Source organism: Streptomyces sp. NPDC002785, from assembly GCF_040295565.1.
GTDB lineage: Bacteria > Actinomycetota > Actinomycetes > Streptomycetales > Streptomycetaceae > Streptomyces.
The window spans coordinates 72,945-86,880 of sequence record NZ_JBEOVN010000005.1 but is presented as its reverse complement, the minus strand read 5'-3'; the positions used below and the strand labels follow the sequence as shown (position 1 = coordinate 86,880).

Annotated in this window: 16 protein-coding genes and 3 pseudogenes; 13 read left to right on the top strand and 6 right to left on the bottom strand. The window is 65.7% G+C overall.

The features are described 5' to 3' along the window. Nucleotides 1-5: 5 nt before the first annotated feature. Entirely contained in the window at nucleotides 6-545 is a 540-nt protein-coding gene (locus tag ABTZ94_RS03060; protein WP_351196876.1) for an LOG family protein, read from the bottom strand. 100 nt (nucleotides 546-645) lie between these two features. On the opposite strand from ABTZ94_RS03060, the gene ABTZ94_RS03055 reads away from it, so the two are divergent. Together ABTZ94_RS03055 and ABTZ94_RS03050 are read left to right on the top strand one after the other, a co-directional pair. Next, nucleotides 646-981 (top strand): DUF427 domain-containing protein, encoded by a 336-nt coding sequence (locus ABTZ94_RS03055; protein WP_351196874.1) that lies wholly within the window; start codon nucleotides 646-648, stop codon nucleotides 979-981. Nucleotides 982-1,076: 95 nt separating this feature from the next. Further along, nucleotides 1,077-1,877, top strand: coding sequence for an alpha/beta fold hydrolase (locus ABTZ94_RS03050; RefSeq protein WP_351196872.1), 801 nt, complete (start codon nucleotides 1,077-1,079; stop codon nucleotides 1,875-1,877). Nucleotides 1,878-2,056: 179 nt separating this feature from the next. On the opposite strand, the gene ABTZ94_RS03045 is transcribed toward ABTZ94_RS03050, so the two are convergent. Further along, nucleotides 2,057-2,524, bottom strand: a complete 468-nt coding sequence (locus ABTZ94_RS03045) for an ATP-binding protein (RefSeq protein ID WP_351196871.1) — start codon at nucleotides 2,522-2,524, stop codon at nucleotides 2,057-2,059. Nucleotides 2,525-2,813: 289 nt separating this feature from the next. On the opposite strand from ABTZ94_RS03045, the gene ABTZ94_RS03040 reads away from it, so the two are divergent. The 8 genes and pseudogenes from ABTZ94_RS03040 to ABTZ94_RS03010 all read left to right on the top strand — a co-directional run. Next, nucleotides 2,814-3,662 carry a helix-turn-helix domain-containing protein gene (locus ABTZ94_RS03040; RefSeq protein WP_351196869.1) on the top strand — a complete coding sequence of 283 codons (849 nt, stop codon included), beginning with the start codon at nucleotides 2,814-2,816 and terminating at the stop codon, nucleotides 3,660-3,662. Nucleotides 3,663-3,674: 12 nt separating this feature from the next. Continuing rightward, nucleotides 3,675-3,878 (top strand): DUF397 domain-containing protein, encoded by a 204-nt coding sequence (locus ABTZ94_RS03035; protein ID WP_351196867.1) that lies wholly within the window; start codon nucleotides 3,675-3,677, stop codon nucleotides 3,876-3,878. Between the two features lie 30 nt (nucleotides 3,879-3,908). Then, nucleotides 3,909-4,011: pseudogene (locus ABTZ94_RS37735) on the top strand (IS5 family transposase); the annotation flags it as partial. 269 nt (nucleotides 4,012-4,280) lie between these two features. Continuing rightward, nucleotides 4,281-4,742 carry a hypothetical protein gene (locus tag ABTZ94_RS03030; protein WP_351196865.1) on the top strand — a complete coding sequence of 154 codons (462 nt, stop codon included), beginning with the start codon at nucleotides 4,281-4,283 and terminating at the stop codon, nucleotides 4,740-4,742. 6 nt (nucleotides 4,743-4,748) lie between these two features. Then, nucleotides 4,749-6,134, top strand: coding sequence for a hypothetical protein (locus ABTZ94_RS03025; protein ID WP_351196863.1), 1,386 nt, complete (start codon nucleotides 4,749-4,751; stop codon nucleotides 6,132-6,134). Then, complete coding sequence (locus tag ABTZ94_RS03020; RefSeq protein WP_351196861.1) at nucleotides 6,131-6,442, top strand: hypothetical protein; 312 nt, start codon at nucleotides 6,131-6,133, stop codon at nucleotides 6,440-6,442. Before ABTZ94_RS03025 ends, ABTZ94_RS03020 begins: the two co-directional genes overlap by 4 nt. 196 nt (nucleotides 6,443-6,638) lie before the next feature. Then, complete coding sequence (locus ABTZ94_RS03015) at nucleotides 6,639-7,064, top strand: DUF5959 family protein (RefSeq protein ID WP_351196859.1); 426 nt, start codon at nucleotides 6,639-6,641, stop codon at nucleotides 7,062-7,064. Nucleotides 7,065-7,092: 28 nt separating this feature from the next. Next, nucleotides 7,093-7,251: pseudogene (locus tag ABTZ94_RS03010) on the top strand (IS5/IS1182 family transposase); the annotation flags it as partial. 62 nt (nucleotides 7,252-7,313) lie between these two features. On the opposite strand, the pseudogene ABTZ94_RS03005 reads toward ABTZ94_RS03010, so the two are convergent. Further along, nucleotides 7,314-7,730: pseudogene (locus ABTZ94_RS03005) on the bottom strand (aminomethyltransferase beta-barrel domain-containing protein); the annotation flags it as partial. 110 nt (nucleotides 7,731-7,840) lie between these two features. On the opposite strand from ABTZ94_RS03005, the gene ABTZ94_RS03000 reads away from it, so the two are divergent. From ABTZ94_RS03000 to ABTZ94_RS02990, 3 genes are all read left to right on the top strand, one after another. Further along, nucleotides 7,841-8,035: a DUF397 domain-containing protein gene (locus ABTZ94_RS03000; protein WP_351196857.1), complete on the top strand. Its 195-nt coding sequence runs from the start codon at nucleotides 7,841-7,843 to the stop codon at nucleotides 8,033-8,035. Between the two features lie 518 nt (nucleotides 8,036-8,553). Beyond that, complete coding sequence (locus ABTZ94_RS02995; RefSeq protein WP_351196855.1) at nucleotides 8,554-10,200, top strand: alpha/beta hydrolase; 1,647 nt, start codon at nucleotides 8,554-8,556, stop codon at nucleotides 10,198-10,200. Nucleotides 10,201-10,617: 417 nt separating this feature from the next. Further along, nucleotides 10,618-10,812 carry a DUF397 domain-containing protein gene (locus tag ABTZ94_RS02990; protein ID WP_351196853.1) on the top strand — a complete coding sequence of 65 codons (195 nt, stop codon included), beginning with the start codon at nucleotides 10,618-10,620 and terminating at the stop codon, nucleotides 10,810-10,812. A 389-nt stretch (nucleotides 10,813-11,201) separates the two neighbouring features. Here the strand turns inward: ABTZ94_RS02990 and ABTZ94_RS02985 are convergent, their stop codons facing one another. Genes ABTZ94_RS02985 through ABTZ94_RS02975 form a run of 3 tightly spaced genes read right to left on the bottom strand, consistent with a single transcriptional unit; the run spans nucleotide 11,202 to nucleotide 13,913 of the window. Continuing rightward, nucleotides 11,202-11,936: an ATP-binding cassette domain-containing protein gene (locus ABTZ94_RS02985; RefSeq protein ID WP_351196851.1), complete on the bottom strand. Its 735-nt coding sequence runs from the start codon at nucleotides 11,934-11,936 to the stop codon at nucleotides 11,202-11,204. Between the two features lie 16 nt (nucleotides 11,937-11,952). Further along, a complete protein-coding gene (locus ABTZ94_RS02980; protein WP_351196849.1) occupies nucleotides 11,953-12,537 on the bottom strand; it encodes a hypothetical protein in 585 nt (194 codons plus the stop codon). A 2-nt stretch (nucleotides 12,538-12,539) separates the two neighbouring features. Then, nucleotides 12,540-13,913, bottom strand: coding sequence for a hypothetical protein (locus ABTZ94_RS02975; RefSeq protein WP_351196847.1), 1,374 nt, complete (start codon nucleotides 13,911-13,913; stop codon nucleotides 12,540-12,542). Nucleotides 13,914-13,936 lie beyond the last annotated feature (23 nt).

Sequence of the window (13,936 nt, the reverse complement as noted above, 5' to 3'; positions counted from 1 at the left end):
CCGCATCACTGCAGGCCGGACCACTCCTCCAGGTGGGCCAGGGCGCCCACGCCGTCCTTCGCGAAGAACACCAGGTCGGTCAGCGGGATGGGCAGGAAGCCCTCGTCCTCCATGCGCTGGAACTGCTGGCGCAGCCCGTCGTAGAAGCCCGCCGTGTTGAGCAGGACCACCGGCTTGTCGTGCTTGCCGTGCTTCTTCAGCTCCAGGATCTCGGTCGCCTCGTCGAGCGTCCCGGTACCCCCCACCATGATCACGATCGCGTCGGCCTTCTCCAGCAGCAGCGCCTTGCGCTCGGCGAGATCGCGCGCGATCACCATCTCGTCCGCGTTGGCACGCGCCTTCGCGGCCAGGAAGTCGACCGACACCCCGACCAGTCGTCCGCCCGATGCCTGCACCCCGTCGGCGACGACCTTCATCAGGCCGCTCTCCGACCCTCCCCAGACCAGTGTGTGTCCGCCCCGGCCGAGCAGTTCGGCGAATTCGCGGGCGGGCTGGGTGTAGCGGTCGTCGAGGTCGGCGGCGGAGAGGAAAACGCAGATATTCATGCGGACACCGTAAGGGCCACCGCTGACATCCCCGGGCGGACAGGTGGAAATCCGGCCGACGCCGGGGAAGAAACCGGCCCGTGGCACCGCTGAACCAGACATGACTTCCACACGAGGACACATCATCACCGTCGAACCCGGCACCGAGCATGTACGTGTGGTGCGCGACGGACAGGTGCTCGCCGAGAGCAGGCGCCCGCTCGTCCTGCGCGAGACGGGCTGTCCGGTCCGCTACTACCTGCCGCCCGGGGACGTCCGTACCGAACTCCTGACGGCTTCGGACACCCATACCCACTGCCCGTTCAAGGGCGAGGCCTCCTACTGGTCGCTGCCGGACGCGGCCGATCTCGTCTGGGCGTATCCGGAACCAAAGCCCGAAGTCGCCGCGATCAAGAACCACTTCTGCTTCTACGACACCGAAACCATCTCCGACTGATCGCCAAGCACCGCTGCGACCTGCGGATTTGAAGAACCTCAAAAGATTCACGGCCGCGGCGATGACTTTTCCGCACCATCGCAGTCAACCCTCACATGGACAAGACTCTCTCCCGCGACGGCACCGCGATCGCGTACCGGCGCCGCGGCCAAGGACCGCCGGTGATCCTGGTCGGCGGGGCACTGAGCACGGCGGCGACCGAGGCCCCTCTGGCGCGCATCCTCGCTCCGCGCTTCGAAGTCGTCACGTACGACAGGCGCGGCCGCGGCTCCAGCGGCGACAGCGGGCCGTACGCGGTGGGACGCGAGATCGAGGACCTGGCCGCACTGGTCGCGGCGGTGGGCGGCCGGGCCTCGGTGTTCGGCGTGGGGGCCGGCGGGGCGCTGGCCCTGGAGGCCCAGGCGGCCGGGCTGCCCGTCGACCTGCTGGCGGTGTACGAACCGCCGTACACCCCCGGGGCCTCGGGAGCGCAGTTCAAGGCTTGCTGCACGGCCCGGCTGCACCGGCTGCTGTCCGCCGGGGACCGCGGCGGGGCCGTGGAGCTGTTCCTTTCCGTGACGGGCGTCCCGGCCGACATGATCGCCCGGATGCGGCGCGCACCGCTCTGGCGCGGTCTGGTGTCGATGGCGCACACACTGGCGTACGACGATGCGGTCCTCGACGACGGCACGATTCCGGCCGAGCGGTTCGCGTCCGTCACGGCGCGCACACTGGTGGTCTGCGGCGGCTTCAGTACCACCCGGGCCCGGCTGTCGGCCCACGCCCTCGCGGACGCACTCCCGCGCGCCCGCCACCGCACCCTGACGGGCCAGACACGCGAACTGGCGCCCCAGGCGATGGCCCCGGTCCTGGCGGAATTCTTCGCCAGGGACGTGTATCTGCGCCAGGCTTCCTGACGCCACGGTCCACCCCGCTCGGCCACGCCCGTACAGGGGTCGGACGTGACCGAGCGGGGCGCATGCGGAATGACCGGCGGGGACACGTCCTGACCTCAGAGGTCGCCGATTCCGGCACCGTCGGGCTCGCCTGTGTCGGCGGAAACGAACCCGGTCGTCTCCCTGATCCGTATCTCCCATCAGGCGCCGATGGTGAGCTCGAACCAGACGGTCTTGCCGCCCGGTCCGTACGCCCCTTCCCCTATGGCACAGCCTCCCCAGCGGTCGGCGACGAGTTCGAGGATGGCCATGCCCCGCCCGGTTTCGGCGTCGGGGTGCGCGGACGGTGCATACGGCTCGGGAAGATCCGGGCTCATGTCCCACACACTGACCCGGAGCACGGGGTGCCGCCACTGGAGCCGTACGGAGGCGGGCCCCTTGGTGTGCCGTACGGAGTTAGTAGTCAGCTCGGACGTCAACAGCTCGGCGCGGTAACTGAGTTCGTCGAGTTTGTGCGCACCGAGAACGGCGCGAAGGGTGGTGCGGGCGATTCGGGGGCTGCGCGGGTCACAGGGAAAGGCCAGCTCGTAACTCCAAGGTTCAGTGAACGGGATGGGGACGGGGTGCTGGTGGATGTGCGGGGCGTAGGGGGTGGGTTCAGCCCTCACGGGCACCTCCTGGGGTGCGTGCGAGTGGTGACAAGTAAATGTGCGCCACGGGTGGTTACTGCCGTGGTGGCGGTGGCAATGCCGCTCCAGGGCCCGCCTTCCCGGGTGGGCGGGACGGATCGGTGCGCTTCCGCCGTAACGGCAACCGAGCAAGTGGCGCAGGTCACAACCTAGAGTCATGAGTACTACTCGTGCTACCCACTTCACTAAAACGGGTCATATATGCGATTCCGGTGGACGCCCACACCGCAAGGTCGGCAAGATGTGCGCGCGAGCAAGGAGTTGATCCATGGCGCCACGCCAAGCCCCCACCATCCGTCAGCGTCGTTTCGGTGCAGAACTCCGTCGGCTGCGCGATGCAGTCGGCATGTCAGCACCCGTTGCCGCCGAACGGCTCGGGGCAGACCGCACGATGATCTCCAACATCGAGTCAGGGCGATTCGGTATCAGCGAGGAACGGCTGCGCCGGCTGGCCAGCATCTACGAGTGCGACGATCCGGAACTGATCGATGCCCTCGCCACGATGACCGGAGGGCGCCCGCGAGGCTGGTGGGACGAATACCGGGGCAAGATCCCGCCGGACTTCCTGGACGTGGCGGAACTGGAGCACCACGCGACGAGCTTGCGCACACTCCAGACAGCTCACATTCCCGGCCTCTTCCAGACCGAGGATCACGCTCGCGCCCTCTTTGACCTCTTCGTGCCTGCCTTGCCCAGGTTGGAAGTCGAAATGCGGGTGGCCCATCGGCTGGCCCGGCACAGTGTGGTGGCGACCGACCGGGTGCCTTACGTGGGCTTGGTCCACGAAGCGGCTCTTCGGCTTCGTACCGGGGGGCGCAAAGTGGCCAAGGCCCAGTTGGAGCACCTCTTGGAGGAGAGCGAACGCCTCAATGTCCGGTTGCTCGTGATCCCCTTCACGGCCGAGGGCTTCCCCATGGCCGGGGACACTCTGATGTACGTGTCCGCCGCCAGCCACCACTTGGACACCGTTGAGGTGGACTCTCCGATCGGTGCCGTCTTCATGGACTCACCGACCCAGTTGGCCAACTTCCGACGTCGGCTGGACTTGGTCGAACAGGTCGCGTTGAATCCGAGTGAGTCGAGGGATCTCATCCTTGAGATCGCCGGAGAACTGTAGGAGGAGTTCGCCTTGCCCGAGTTGTCCGAGCTGAACTGGATCAAGTCCTCGTTCTCGGAGGCCTCCGGCAATGCCTGCGTTGAGGTCGCCGCAGCGAACGCGGACCTCATCGCAATCCGCGAGAGCGAGAACTCGGATGCCGTTCTGGTGACAAGCCGGGGTGCGCTGCGTGCACTTGTCCTCGGAGTGAAGACCGGCTACAGCGAAATCGGCTGACCTGGAATCCAGCCACCGGGCCAGAGCCTCCACCAGCATGCTGCCGGGGCGCGTAAAGGGGGATCTGCAGAAGGAACCACCCGGCGGTGTCGGCGTTGAACCCGGCGACCACGGACTCGGCCGGTGCCGGGGTGACCTGTCACACCGTGCTCGCCATGTCCGGTGAACTCACCAGGTGCGTGCAGCGTTCCCGCCGCGGATGTCGGCGACCGCACCGATCGGAACGACAACAGCTTCTGACCGCAGCCTCGCCCTTCTGTGCAGGCAACGCGGAGGTCTCCGGCGTGGGTCCACCGACTTGCGTTGACTCGCGGGGTGGGTTGGTCGGTCGCTCCAGTCGGGTGGATTATGGAATCCGCGCCGCGGAACGCGCCGCGCGGAGTGTCGGGGGACGAGGGACATATGGCGTGGGACGAGTGGGAACAGCTGAAGGCCCAGGCGGCTGAGAGGCATTCGGCGCAGATGCAACTCAACCAGCATCCCGCCGATGCCGGAACCGGCGGAGGCGGGGGTGGCGGTCAAGGGGGTAAGGGCGATGAGCTCCGCGTCAACCACGTCTCACTCAACGGGAATTCGAACTTCCTGATCGAGCTGTCAGGGCTCCTCTACGAGGGGCGGCCCGACGGCGACCTCTGCACAATGGCGCGCGCGCCGCGCTCACACCCGGACGTCGCGACGAAGGTCGATCAGTTCGCCCGCTTCGCGGACGACCAGTACCAGGACGTGACGTCACTGCTCGCAGCGTTGTCCACGCGGCTCAGAGAAGCAAATGGCACGTTCGTCGACTACGACGGTGAGGTGGTTGGCGGCATGATGAACGCCATTCTCGAGCTGGGGCAGTACATAGCCCCGGAAGACAGGTGAGCCCCCATGACCTACACCTACCGACAGGACGTCAGGTTCCTTGAGGATTGCAACCCTGCTCTCGTGGAGCGCAATGCCCTTGAGTTCAAGAGGCTGCGTGATCTGCTGCTCGATGTCGAGCCTGGCGCGAAGCGGGCCGCCACCCACACGCAGTGGGTGAGCGAGAACCGCAAGCCATACGACAACCGGCTCCGCGAGGCACGTGACCTGATCACGCATCTGGCCGACGGCTATGACAAGGCTCAGAGCGCGCTCCTGCACTACGCGTCGGCGCTTGAGACCGCCAAGTCCCACTACTCGGACGGCAAGGCGGCGGAGCAGACGTTGGCCAGCCTCATATCCCAGGTCGCGGACGCCGAGACACGTGAGGCGCAAGAAGCCGGCCCGATGCATCAGTGGGAGGACCTGCGGGGTACGACGGGGTTCCTGGACTGGGCCGCCGAGCTCACGGTGGACATCGACGACATCAAGGACGAAGCGAACCGCGCTCACGATCAGGCCAGTGCGGCCTATCACCGCGCCAAGACGGTGGAAAGTGAGGCCCGTGACGCGTGCACGGTGGCGCTTGACAAGGCACACAAGGCCCTGCCTGATTTCCGCGGTGGCGACTTCGTTGACGCGAAGAGCCTGATCGACGCCATTCCCGCGCTCCGAGCCGAAGCCGCCGAAGCCAGCAGGGACTCGCTCACCCATCTCCCCGGCAGCGGATCCAAGGCGGAGTTCACCAAGGCAGTGGGGAAGGACGGCGTATCGCCGCCCCTCATGGACATCAGGATGCGCCTCACCGAGCTTCCGAAGGCCACCGATGCCTACTGGGCCGTGCCGAGGAACGCTGAGGAACGTCGCGAGTGGATCGCGGCGAACAAGGACATCATCACCGCGGCGGCGCAACGATCCGGCCTACCCCCCGACATGGTCGCGGGCATCGCCTGGCAGGAGGTGGGCGGACAATGGGGCTGGATGGACGATGGTGTCGACACCATTCGCGAACTGGCCAGGGACGGCTGGTTGTCCGACACCCCGGAAAACCTGCCCTCGCGGCTCGGTGGCTCGCCGGACGAGACGTCCTTCGGTCCCATCGCTATCCAGGTGAGGAGGGCAGCGGAGGTCCTCGGATACGACCCGGCAAACCTCACAGAGGGGCAACGGGATACCCTCGAGGCATCGCTCCAGGATCCCGGACAGAACATCTTCATCGCCTCCGAGTATCTGGCCATGCTCAAGGAAGAGAGCGGCTTCGCCGACGTACCGGCGGACGAAATGACGCGAGAGCAGCGCCAGGAACTCGCCGCCCGCTACAACGGTGGCCCCTATTGGCAGGATGACAACGCCCAGGCCTACGGCCGTGGCTTCGACAAGAATCTGGACGATGCGAGGAGCGCCCTGAAGTGACCGGCCTGCTGCGAGGGCCATGGGGAGTGATCCTCATCCTCGCGAATCTGCTCAACGGCTACGTTGCCTACGGCGCACTTGTGACTCAGCCGCAAGGGGCCTGGGACGAACAGACGCTGACGGGTATCGAGTTCGCGTCGGCGCTGCTGATCATGCTCGGCGTCATCACCTCTTTGCTCGCCCTGCTTCCCGTGCGGCGGCGGACCCTCAGCCGCTGGTGGCTGGCGCCGTCACTGATCTTTCTGGCAGTAGGCGCAGCACGCTGGGCGTACATCGTTCACATCTATCCGCAGGGTCCCGGCGGCTGAGTAGCGCAGCAGCTCCATTTCCATTGAGTTCGCCGTTGTGCGCGTATGAAGAAGGGGCTCCTGGTAGCTCGCGGTAGTTGAAGCCAGAGCGACTGGGAGGCCCTTGTTGTTGCAGTCCTGCGTGGTCACCATCATTGTGAATCGGGGTGCGAGAGGATCAGAGCATCTTGCCCACTCACTCGTCTACAAGATAGCCATGATTGACGATGCACAGGCCCTGGAACTCTTCCGGTTCGCTGATCGCGTGCAGGGCGTGACTGTCAGGGGCGCGTGCGATGCACCGATGGTGATGGCGGAAGAGAGGTACTACGCGGCCGAGATCGTGCTGGAGAGCGGCTTCGTCAACGGCAGCGTTGGACTGCACGTTTCAGACAGTGATCTGGATGAATGGGGTCGTTGCCTCGATGCCCTTGAGGCCCAGGAGGGGGCCCAGTGGCCGCCCGGCAGTCGGAGTGCGTGGCTGGCGGTGGTTCCCGAGGATCCGTTGGAGGTGACCGTGCACGACTCGCCCTCGACGCAGATCGCGGTGAAGGTGCCCGTGGACGTGGCGTCCGGGTGGCTGCAGGAGAGCCGACTGCGGCTTGAGCACGTACGCAAGGCGGTCGCGCAAGAGTCGACCTGACGCCCTGCCGCAATGGAATGATCTTGCGATGGCTGGTGTGATCACGGCGTCGGAGCCGACCTGGATAGCCCCGTTCAGCGGGCTGAGCGCCCGCCAGTTCCGGAAGCTGGTGACGGCACTGCGGCGCGAGGGCGCCGATGAGATCAGCCGGGACCGGCCCTGGGGCCTACCGTTCGAGCCAGCAGCCTATGACGGCCGCCCTGGCAGTGCCGACCCCGGCGGTCAGCCGAGGCCGGTCAGTCCGGGCGATCAGCCGGCCGGAGCCGCCTCCCGCCGGACCGTCGTCGCGATCGTCGCCGAGCCGACCACGCGGGTGCCGTCGTACAGGGCGACCGCCTGGCCGGGGGCCACGCCGCGTACCGGCTCGGTGAACGAGACGTTCAGGACGCCGTCGACCAGTTCGGCCGTCACCTCGGTCTCGCCGCCGTGGGCGCGGAGCTGGGCGGTGTACGTGCCGGGGCCGGCCGGGGCCGTGCCGCACCAGCGGGGCTTGATGGCGGTGAGCGCGGTGACGTCGAGGGCCTCGACCGGGCCGACCGTCACCGTGTTGTTCACCGGGGAGATGTCCAGGACGTAGCGCGGCTTGCCGTCGGGAGCGGGGTGGCCGATGCGCAGGCCCTTGCGCTGGCCGATGGTGAAGCCGAAGGCAGCCTCGTGGGTTCCGGCTTGCGAACTATCGTTCTCTCCTGGACCTGATGGTGCGCTCGGCGCTCCCTCACGATGAGTCGCGCGCACTCATCCGGTCTATCGCCCGCGAGTTGTGAGAGGTCCAGACTATGCCCGAACGTGAATGGCAACGCTCGTCCTACTGCGCCGGTGGCGGCAACAACTGCGTGGAGATTGCCGCCGGTAACGCGAACCGCATCGTCCTCCGCGAGAGCGAGAGCCCGACTGTGGTCATATCGACGAACCGGGCAGCGCTACGCGCCCTTGTGCGCGGAGTGAAGGACGACAAGTCCGCGCTTATCTGAGGTAGGGCAAGTAGATCTCCTGGTGGATCGTCATGCGCTGCGTCTGTCACGTTGGGCTCGCCGGCACGCCGAGGAGTCGGCCCACGGGTGCATAAAGCCGGTCGAGGCTGTCGAGGGTCGAGACGTCCGCTGCCGCCGCGCCGGAACTTCCCGGTCTCGACGCCTCGTTGACCGGTGCGGCACTGATCGAGGGCATGCACCGGCGGATGGTCTTCCGCTGCCGGGGTCCGCGAGGGTCCCCGGATGTCGCCGCGTGGGTGACTGAGGTGTTCGTCGACGCGTTGGTGCCTCGGGCGGGACCGAGCCCGTGCTGGTGACCGTCTCCTGTTCGTCCCGTCGCTGAGGCGAGTGCCGCCCGTCGCTGAGGGCGGTCCGTCCCCTACAACTCGGGGAGCACCCACGACTGTTGTGTCATCCCCAAGGTGGAGGGGAGGTGCAGCCCGGCGGGGGATCCGCATGCGAGGCCGGTTCCTGAAAGATCTTTCCTGTCCGAACATACGACCGGAAGGATCGATATCATGCGCAGACGACGTCTCGCGCCCCTGTTGGCCGTGAGTATCACGGCAACGCTGGCTCCCGCGCTCGCCACCTCGACGGCCACCGCCGCTCCGACGGCCACCCCGTCGACCGCCTCCTCGTCCGCCACCAAGGGCGCGCTGGACCGGTACGTGAAGCAGAAGCCGCTGTGGAAGCGGTGCGAAGCCGACTCTCCGGCGGAGTTCGAGTGCGCCACGATCAAGGTCCCGCTGGACTACCAGGTTCCCGGGGGCAAGCGGATCGACTTAGCCATATCCCGGATCAAGAGCACCGCGCCCGACAAGCGACACGGTGTCCTGTTCTCCAACCCCGGCGGCCCAGGGGGACAGGGGCTCTACATGCCGCTGGGGATGCAGGAGAGGCTCCCCGAGTCCGCACAGCAGAAGTACGACCTCATCGGCTTCGACCCGCGCGGTGTGGGACAGAGCAGCCCGGTTTCCTGCGGTCTGGAGCCGGAGGAGGAGAACTGGCTGCGGCCGTACAAGGAGAAAACGTTCGACAAGGACGTCGCCTGGGCACGAGACGTCGCGAACAAGTGCAAGGAGAAAGCGGGCGACACGCTTGCGCACATCACCACGCGCAACACCGCGCGCGACATGGATCTGCTCCGGGCGATCCTCGGTGAGAAGAAGATCTCGTACGTGGGTTACTCGTACGGCACCTACCTGGGCGCCGTCTACACCCAGCTCTTCCCGGGCCGGGCCGACCGGTTCGTGCTGGACAGCGCGGTCGATCCGGCGCGCGCCTGGCGAGGGATGATCCAGTGGTGGGCGGAAGGCGCCGAGCCCGCGTTCGACCGGTGGACCGAGTGGGCCGCCGAGCGTTCGGAGAAGTACGGCCTCGGTGACACCCCGAAAGAGGTCGACCGGACCTTCTGGGACCTGGTCGCGCAGGCCAACGAGAAGCCCATCGAGGTAGAGGGGCAGCCGACCACCGGTGATGACATCCGGAGCGGTATGCGCGGGGCGGTCTTCAGCCCGGAGTACGCCACCGAGGGGGTCGTGGAGCTGAAGAAGGCCGCGGCCGGCGAGCCCGCTTCCGCGAAGAAGCTCGCGGCGTTCGCCGGATCCGAGGGGACCGGGACTGCAGGCGCCGCCGCCGATGCCGCCGAGGCGCCGTCCGACAACATGACGGCGAGCTTCTGGGCCGTGGTGTGCGGCGACAACTCGGTTGCGTGGTCCCGTGATCCTGAGAGCTACCGGCAGGACGCCATCGAGGACAAGGGCCGTTACCCGCTCTACGGTGACTTCGCGTCCAGCATCAAGCCCTGTGCGTTCTGGGACAAGTCCGTGGAACCGGCGACCAAGGTGAACAACAAGGTCGGCTCCCTGATCGTCCAGAACGAGTGGGACTCGCAGACCCCGCTGCCCAGCGGTCAGGCCCTGCACGCCGACCTGAAGGGCTCGAAAATGGTCACCGTCCTCGGCGGCGAGGGCCATGGCGTCTACCCGAACGGCAACGCGTGCACGGACGGTACGGTCACCAAGTACCTGCTCACCGGCAAGCTCCCGGCGAAGGACGTGACCTGCAAGGCGACGGCCGACTCGAACGCGGAGGCACGGAAGAACCAGAAGCGGGACGTGCTCCCCGGGTCTCCGCTCCCGGAGCGTGCCCCGGACCGTTTCTGAGCCCGGTCGAATGGCCCATTGCCGCATGACCCATTGACGATGGGGCGGGACCTCCTGGCGGGGTCCCACCCCATCGTGCGTCGCCGGCGCCGGAGTCGGAGGAAATCGGTTCGTCAGGCCCTGTGGCGGTGTGCCACGGTCGGCCAGGGAACACCTCTCGACGCGCCCTGCTCCGTAGCAGGTGCGCTGGCTTCCGGATTCCCCATGGCGGGGGATCGGTGTTGTACGCAGCAGCCCACAGCCCCACCTGGACACAGTGCAGGCGGACTCCCCTATCGGCGCTGTCTACTTCGACTCCCGACACAACTGACCAACTTCCGTAGGCGGCTGGACGCGGTCGAACAGGTGGCGTTGAATCCGGCGCAGTCGCAGGACGCCATCCTGACCATCGCAAATGACCTGTGAGAGGTGTCAGCCTTGCCCGAACTGAACTGGCTCAAGTCCTCGTTCTCCGAGGCCTCCGGCAACAATTGTGTCGAGGTCGCGGCGGTGGAGGCGAACCACATCGCCCTCCGCGAGAGCGAGAGCCCGGCCGCTGTCATATCGACAAACCGGGCAGCGCTACGCGCCCTCGTGCTCGGAGTGAAGGCCGACAAGTCCGAACTCGGCTGACGGAAGCCAGTGTTTGTCGATCCGCCAGGAACACGAAGGGCTTCGCGTGCAGCAAGCCCCCGGCTGTCCGTTTCAGGCTCCCGCCTCCGCGATGACCCAGGCCTTCGGCTCGTGCCCGCCCGGCTCCCGCTCCGGTCCACCCCGCCTGCTCACGCCGACGCCTTCGCCTCCCGCTCGCGTTCCCGTGCGCGAACGATGCACGTACAGCATCCCGCATGTCGAAGAGACCTCGGAGCAGAGCAGGACTGTGCAGCGGCAGGGTGGCACTGCCGATTACGGATGCGTGGTGGATCGAAATGACCCGGTGCCGGTCGAAGCGAGTCTGCAGCAAGTGGCCAAGGTATTCACCACTACTGACTGATCACCTCCAGCCAAATCAAACCCTTCGGTCAGCTGTTGTCTGTGACAGCCGTGTATGCGACCTCGGCGCGACGCGCGGAGGGTACCTGAGTGGGTGCATGGCTGAGGAACTCGCCGGTGGACCCCGTGAAGGCGATCGATCCGTTGGTGAGAACGGTGACCTGATCGGCTTCTTCAGCGAGGTCAGCAACATCATGCGTAGACATCAGGATCTGGACCTCGTCACTCACGATACGAAGGATCAGATCGCGGAACCGCCGTCGCTGGGTCGGGTCCATGCCGGCAGTCGGCTCGTCGAGGAGGAGCACCTCGGCGCTATGAACCAAAGCTGAGGCGACACCGATACGGCGCAACTGCCCACCGGAGAGCTGCTTCACCTTCACGTCAGCGCGGTTGAGCATCTGCACCCTGTCGAGGGCATCAGCGGCGGCGTCCCATGCCGCGCGGCGGTTCATGCCCTTCAGCCATCCGGTGTAGGCAACCTGTTCCCGTGAGGTGAGTCCAGTCATGGAGGTGATCGCTTGCGGCATCCAAGCGACTTTGCTGCGGTATTCCTCCTGCCGAGCCGACAGCAAGCCGAGCCTCACCGAACCGCTCAGGGGCTGGTTCACACCGGCGGCCAGCTTCAACAGTGTTGACTTACCGGCACCATTCGGCCCAAGAAGTACCGTGAATCCTTCGCCAATAGTATGGCTCAGATCGGTCAGAATATTTGGCTTTCGGCGCCCGTAGGCGTAGGAAACGGAATCAAGCTCCAAGAGCACGGTACGGACGACCCTTTCAAACGGAACGATGAATACGGTAATTCATGACCAAGCCGACGGCGAAGACGGTAAGGCAGAAGAAATAGGTGACAGCGAGGCCCGCGGGGTGAAGAGTCACTGCCCATGGCCACGGGCGACCGAAATCGCGGTACCCGATGAACGTGACGATGAACACCCACCCGATAGGCGCCAGCGGTGCAGCCTGCGCATGGAGTGCTCCGGCGATGAGCATCAGACCGGTCAGGAAAATTGTATTGCGCCCGGCTTCGATGGCCTCTTGGGAGCCCATCCATTCTCCTACGCCGAAACTGGCTGATACTGCGATGCCAACAGTGAGGACGACGAGGCCGGTGTCGAACCACCGCACTTTCCGTACCGACAGGATTTCTGCCTCTACAAGTCTCTGCGTAAGACTATAGGAAAGGCTCGACGTGACAATAAGCGGGGCGATGTGCATAAGTTGCACGCGATTGCTTCCGCTGCTCAGCATCCCCGGCAGTACAATGCTCTCGCCATACCCCAGCACCACAATCACGATGAACAGAGCAAGGCTTGGAATTATCACGGCAGAAAAACGGCGAGACTTAAACCAGAGAGGCATTATCAACTTCCTGCCCGGGCGAGCTTGCACGCTTTTTCTTGCTCTAGGTGAAACCAATCGGATTGCTTGGCAGTAGTGGGAAGTTTGGAACTCTGCTCTGCAAGCTGCTCAACCTTTGCCAAAACCTCGTCAGAGTTCTGGAAGGCGCCTCCGTATTCGCTTCTACGCCATGCGAGATAGGGCTTATCGGAATCAACCTTCTTTGCTGCCCAGAGCATCGCTGCATCATGTGGAACGACCCAGTCAGCAGATTTCCCGCGATCGAAGTGCTCGGGAAGCACGCAGGGGAACCGGACCGAGGTCAGGAGAACGGCGTATCGGATATTGGCCATGCCACCGCCGAGCTGACCGGCCTGACGGGACAACGGAAGCCACCAGGTCGACGCCGAAGACCTCTTCCGGTGGCGCTCGACCAGAATGGAATCCGAGACGGTGTCCGGCATTTCGACGTTCACGCCGGCAGCCTGCAGCTTTTTGACGGCGCCTGCCACCTCTCCTTGCACCTCATCAAGCGACCCGATCGCCCCGCCGTCCTGTGCCATGCACACCCGCGGTGCTGAACCCGTGCAGCTCACAGCCGCATGGCCGGCACTGACCGGACCGTCCGCGATGCCCCATCCAGCAGCGGTTCGAGCACACGACACCATGACGGCCAGGGCGACGGCCACGGCCGAAGTGCGCCAGAGCCACGATCGGGACGCACTGAGCCACCACGCCGATACAGCCACCGCCCCGGCAGCGGCGAAAAGGAAGGGGACGAGCACGCTAGGGGCGTCGTACAACTCGCCGAAGGCGAGCGACGTATCAATCTGGCCGAATGTATGCCTGGGCCACACCGGTTCGCTGTAGCCCCCTGAACCGCTGATCAAGTAGAACAGCGTGATGCAGGACAAGGGGGCGACAATAAGCCGTGGGCCAATGTGGCCGAGTCCGCAACCGATCACTGCGTATGCGCACACGATGCCCATACCCATGAGCAGCGGGGCCAGGCCGCGCGGAGAGGGAACCAGGCCGGTCTCGATGAGTCGCATCACCACGGGGAGCAGCAGGATGAGCCATCCAGCCACGATCACGGGGGCGAGAGTGTGTGCGGCTACGCGGTACCGGGACCTCCCGGGAGCGAGCGCCCAGACCCCGTCTTTCACCAGGCGTCCACCCTCCCAGACGGCAAGTCCCAGGGTGATCGCGTAGGCGAAGGCGTAGAAGTAGGACAGTGAAACAGCCACTTGCTGAGGGGCCCACAGCGGGCCGGCCACCACTTCTTGGCGGGAATCCTCAAGGTGCATGACGTAGAAGAAGTAGAAGATGATAATGCCGACCCAAACGGGCGCGGTCCACAACGCCGGGCTGGTGCGTAGGCGGACTCGGATGTTCAACTGACGGCAACCGTTCTCAAGCA

Bases quoted from the DNA above. Each gene is read 5' to 3' on its own strand.
- ABTZ94_RS03025 (WP_351196863.1), top strand. From the start codon at position 4,749: ATGACCTACACCTACCGACAGGACGTCAGGTTCCTTGAGGATTGCAAC.
- ABTZ94_RS02980 (WP_351196849.1), bottom strand. From the start codon at position 12,537: ATGCCTCTCTGGTTTAAGTCTCGCCGTTTTTCTGCCGTGATAATTCCA.
- ABTZ94_RS03050 (WP_351196872.1), top strand. From the start codon at position 1,077: ATGGACAAGACTCTCTCCCGCGACGGCACCGCGATCGCGTACCGGCGC.
- ABTZ94_RS02995 (WP_351196855.1), top strand. From the start codon at position 8,554: ATGCGCAGACGACGTCTCGCGCCCCTGTTGGCCGTGAGTATCACGGCA.
- ABTZ94_RS03030 (WP_351196865.1), top strand. From the start codon at position 4,281: ATGGCGTGGGACGAGTGGGAACAGCTGAAGGCCCAGGCGGCTGAGAGG.
- ABTZ94_RS03040 (WP_351196869.1), top strand. From the start codon at position 2,814: ATGGCGCCACGCCAAGCCCCCACCATCCGTCAGCGTCGTTTCGGTGCA.
- ABTZ94_RS03060 (WP_351196876.1), bottom strand. From the start codon at position 545: ATGAATATCTGCGTTTTCCTCTCCGCCGCCGACCTCGACGACCGCTAC.
- ABTZ94_RS03055 (WP_351196874.1), top strand. From the start codon at position 646: ATGACTTCCACACGAGGACACATCATCACCGTCGAACCCGGCACCGAG.
- ABTZ94_RS03015 (WP_351196859.1), top strand. From the start codon at position 6,639: ATGATTGACGATGCACAGGCCCTGGAACTCTTCCGGTTCGCTGATCGC.
- ABTZ94_RS03000 (WP_351196857.1), top strand. From the start codon at position 7,841: ATGCCCGAACGTGAATGGCAACGCTCGTCCTACTGCGCCGGTGGCGGC.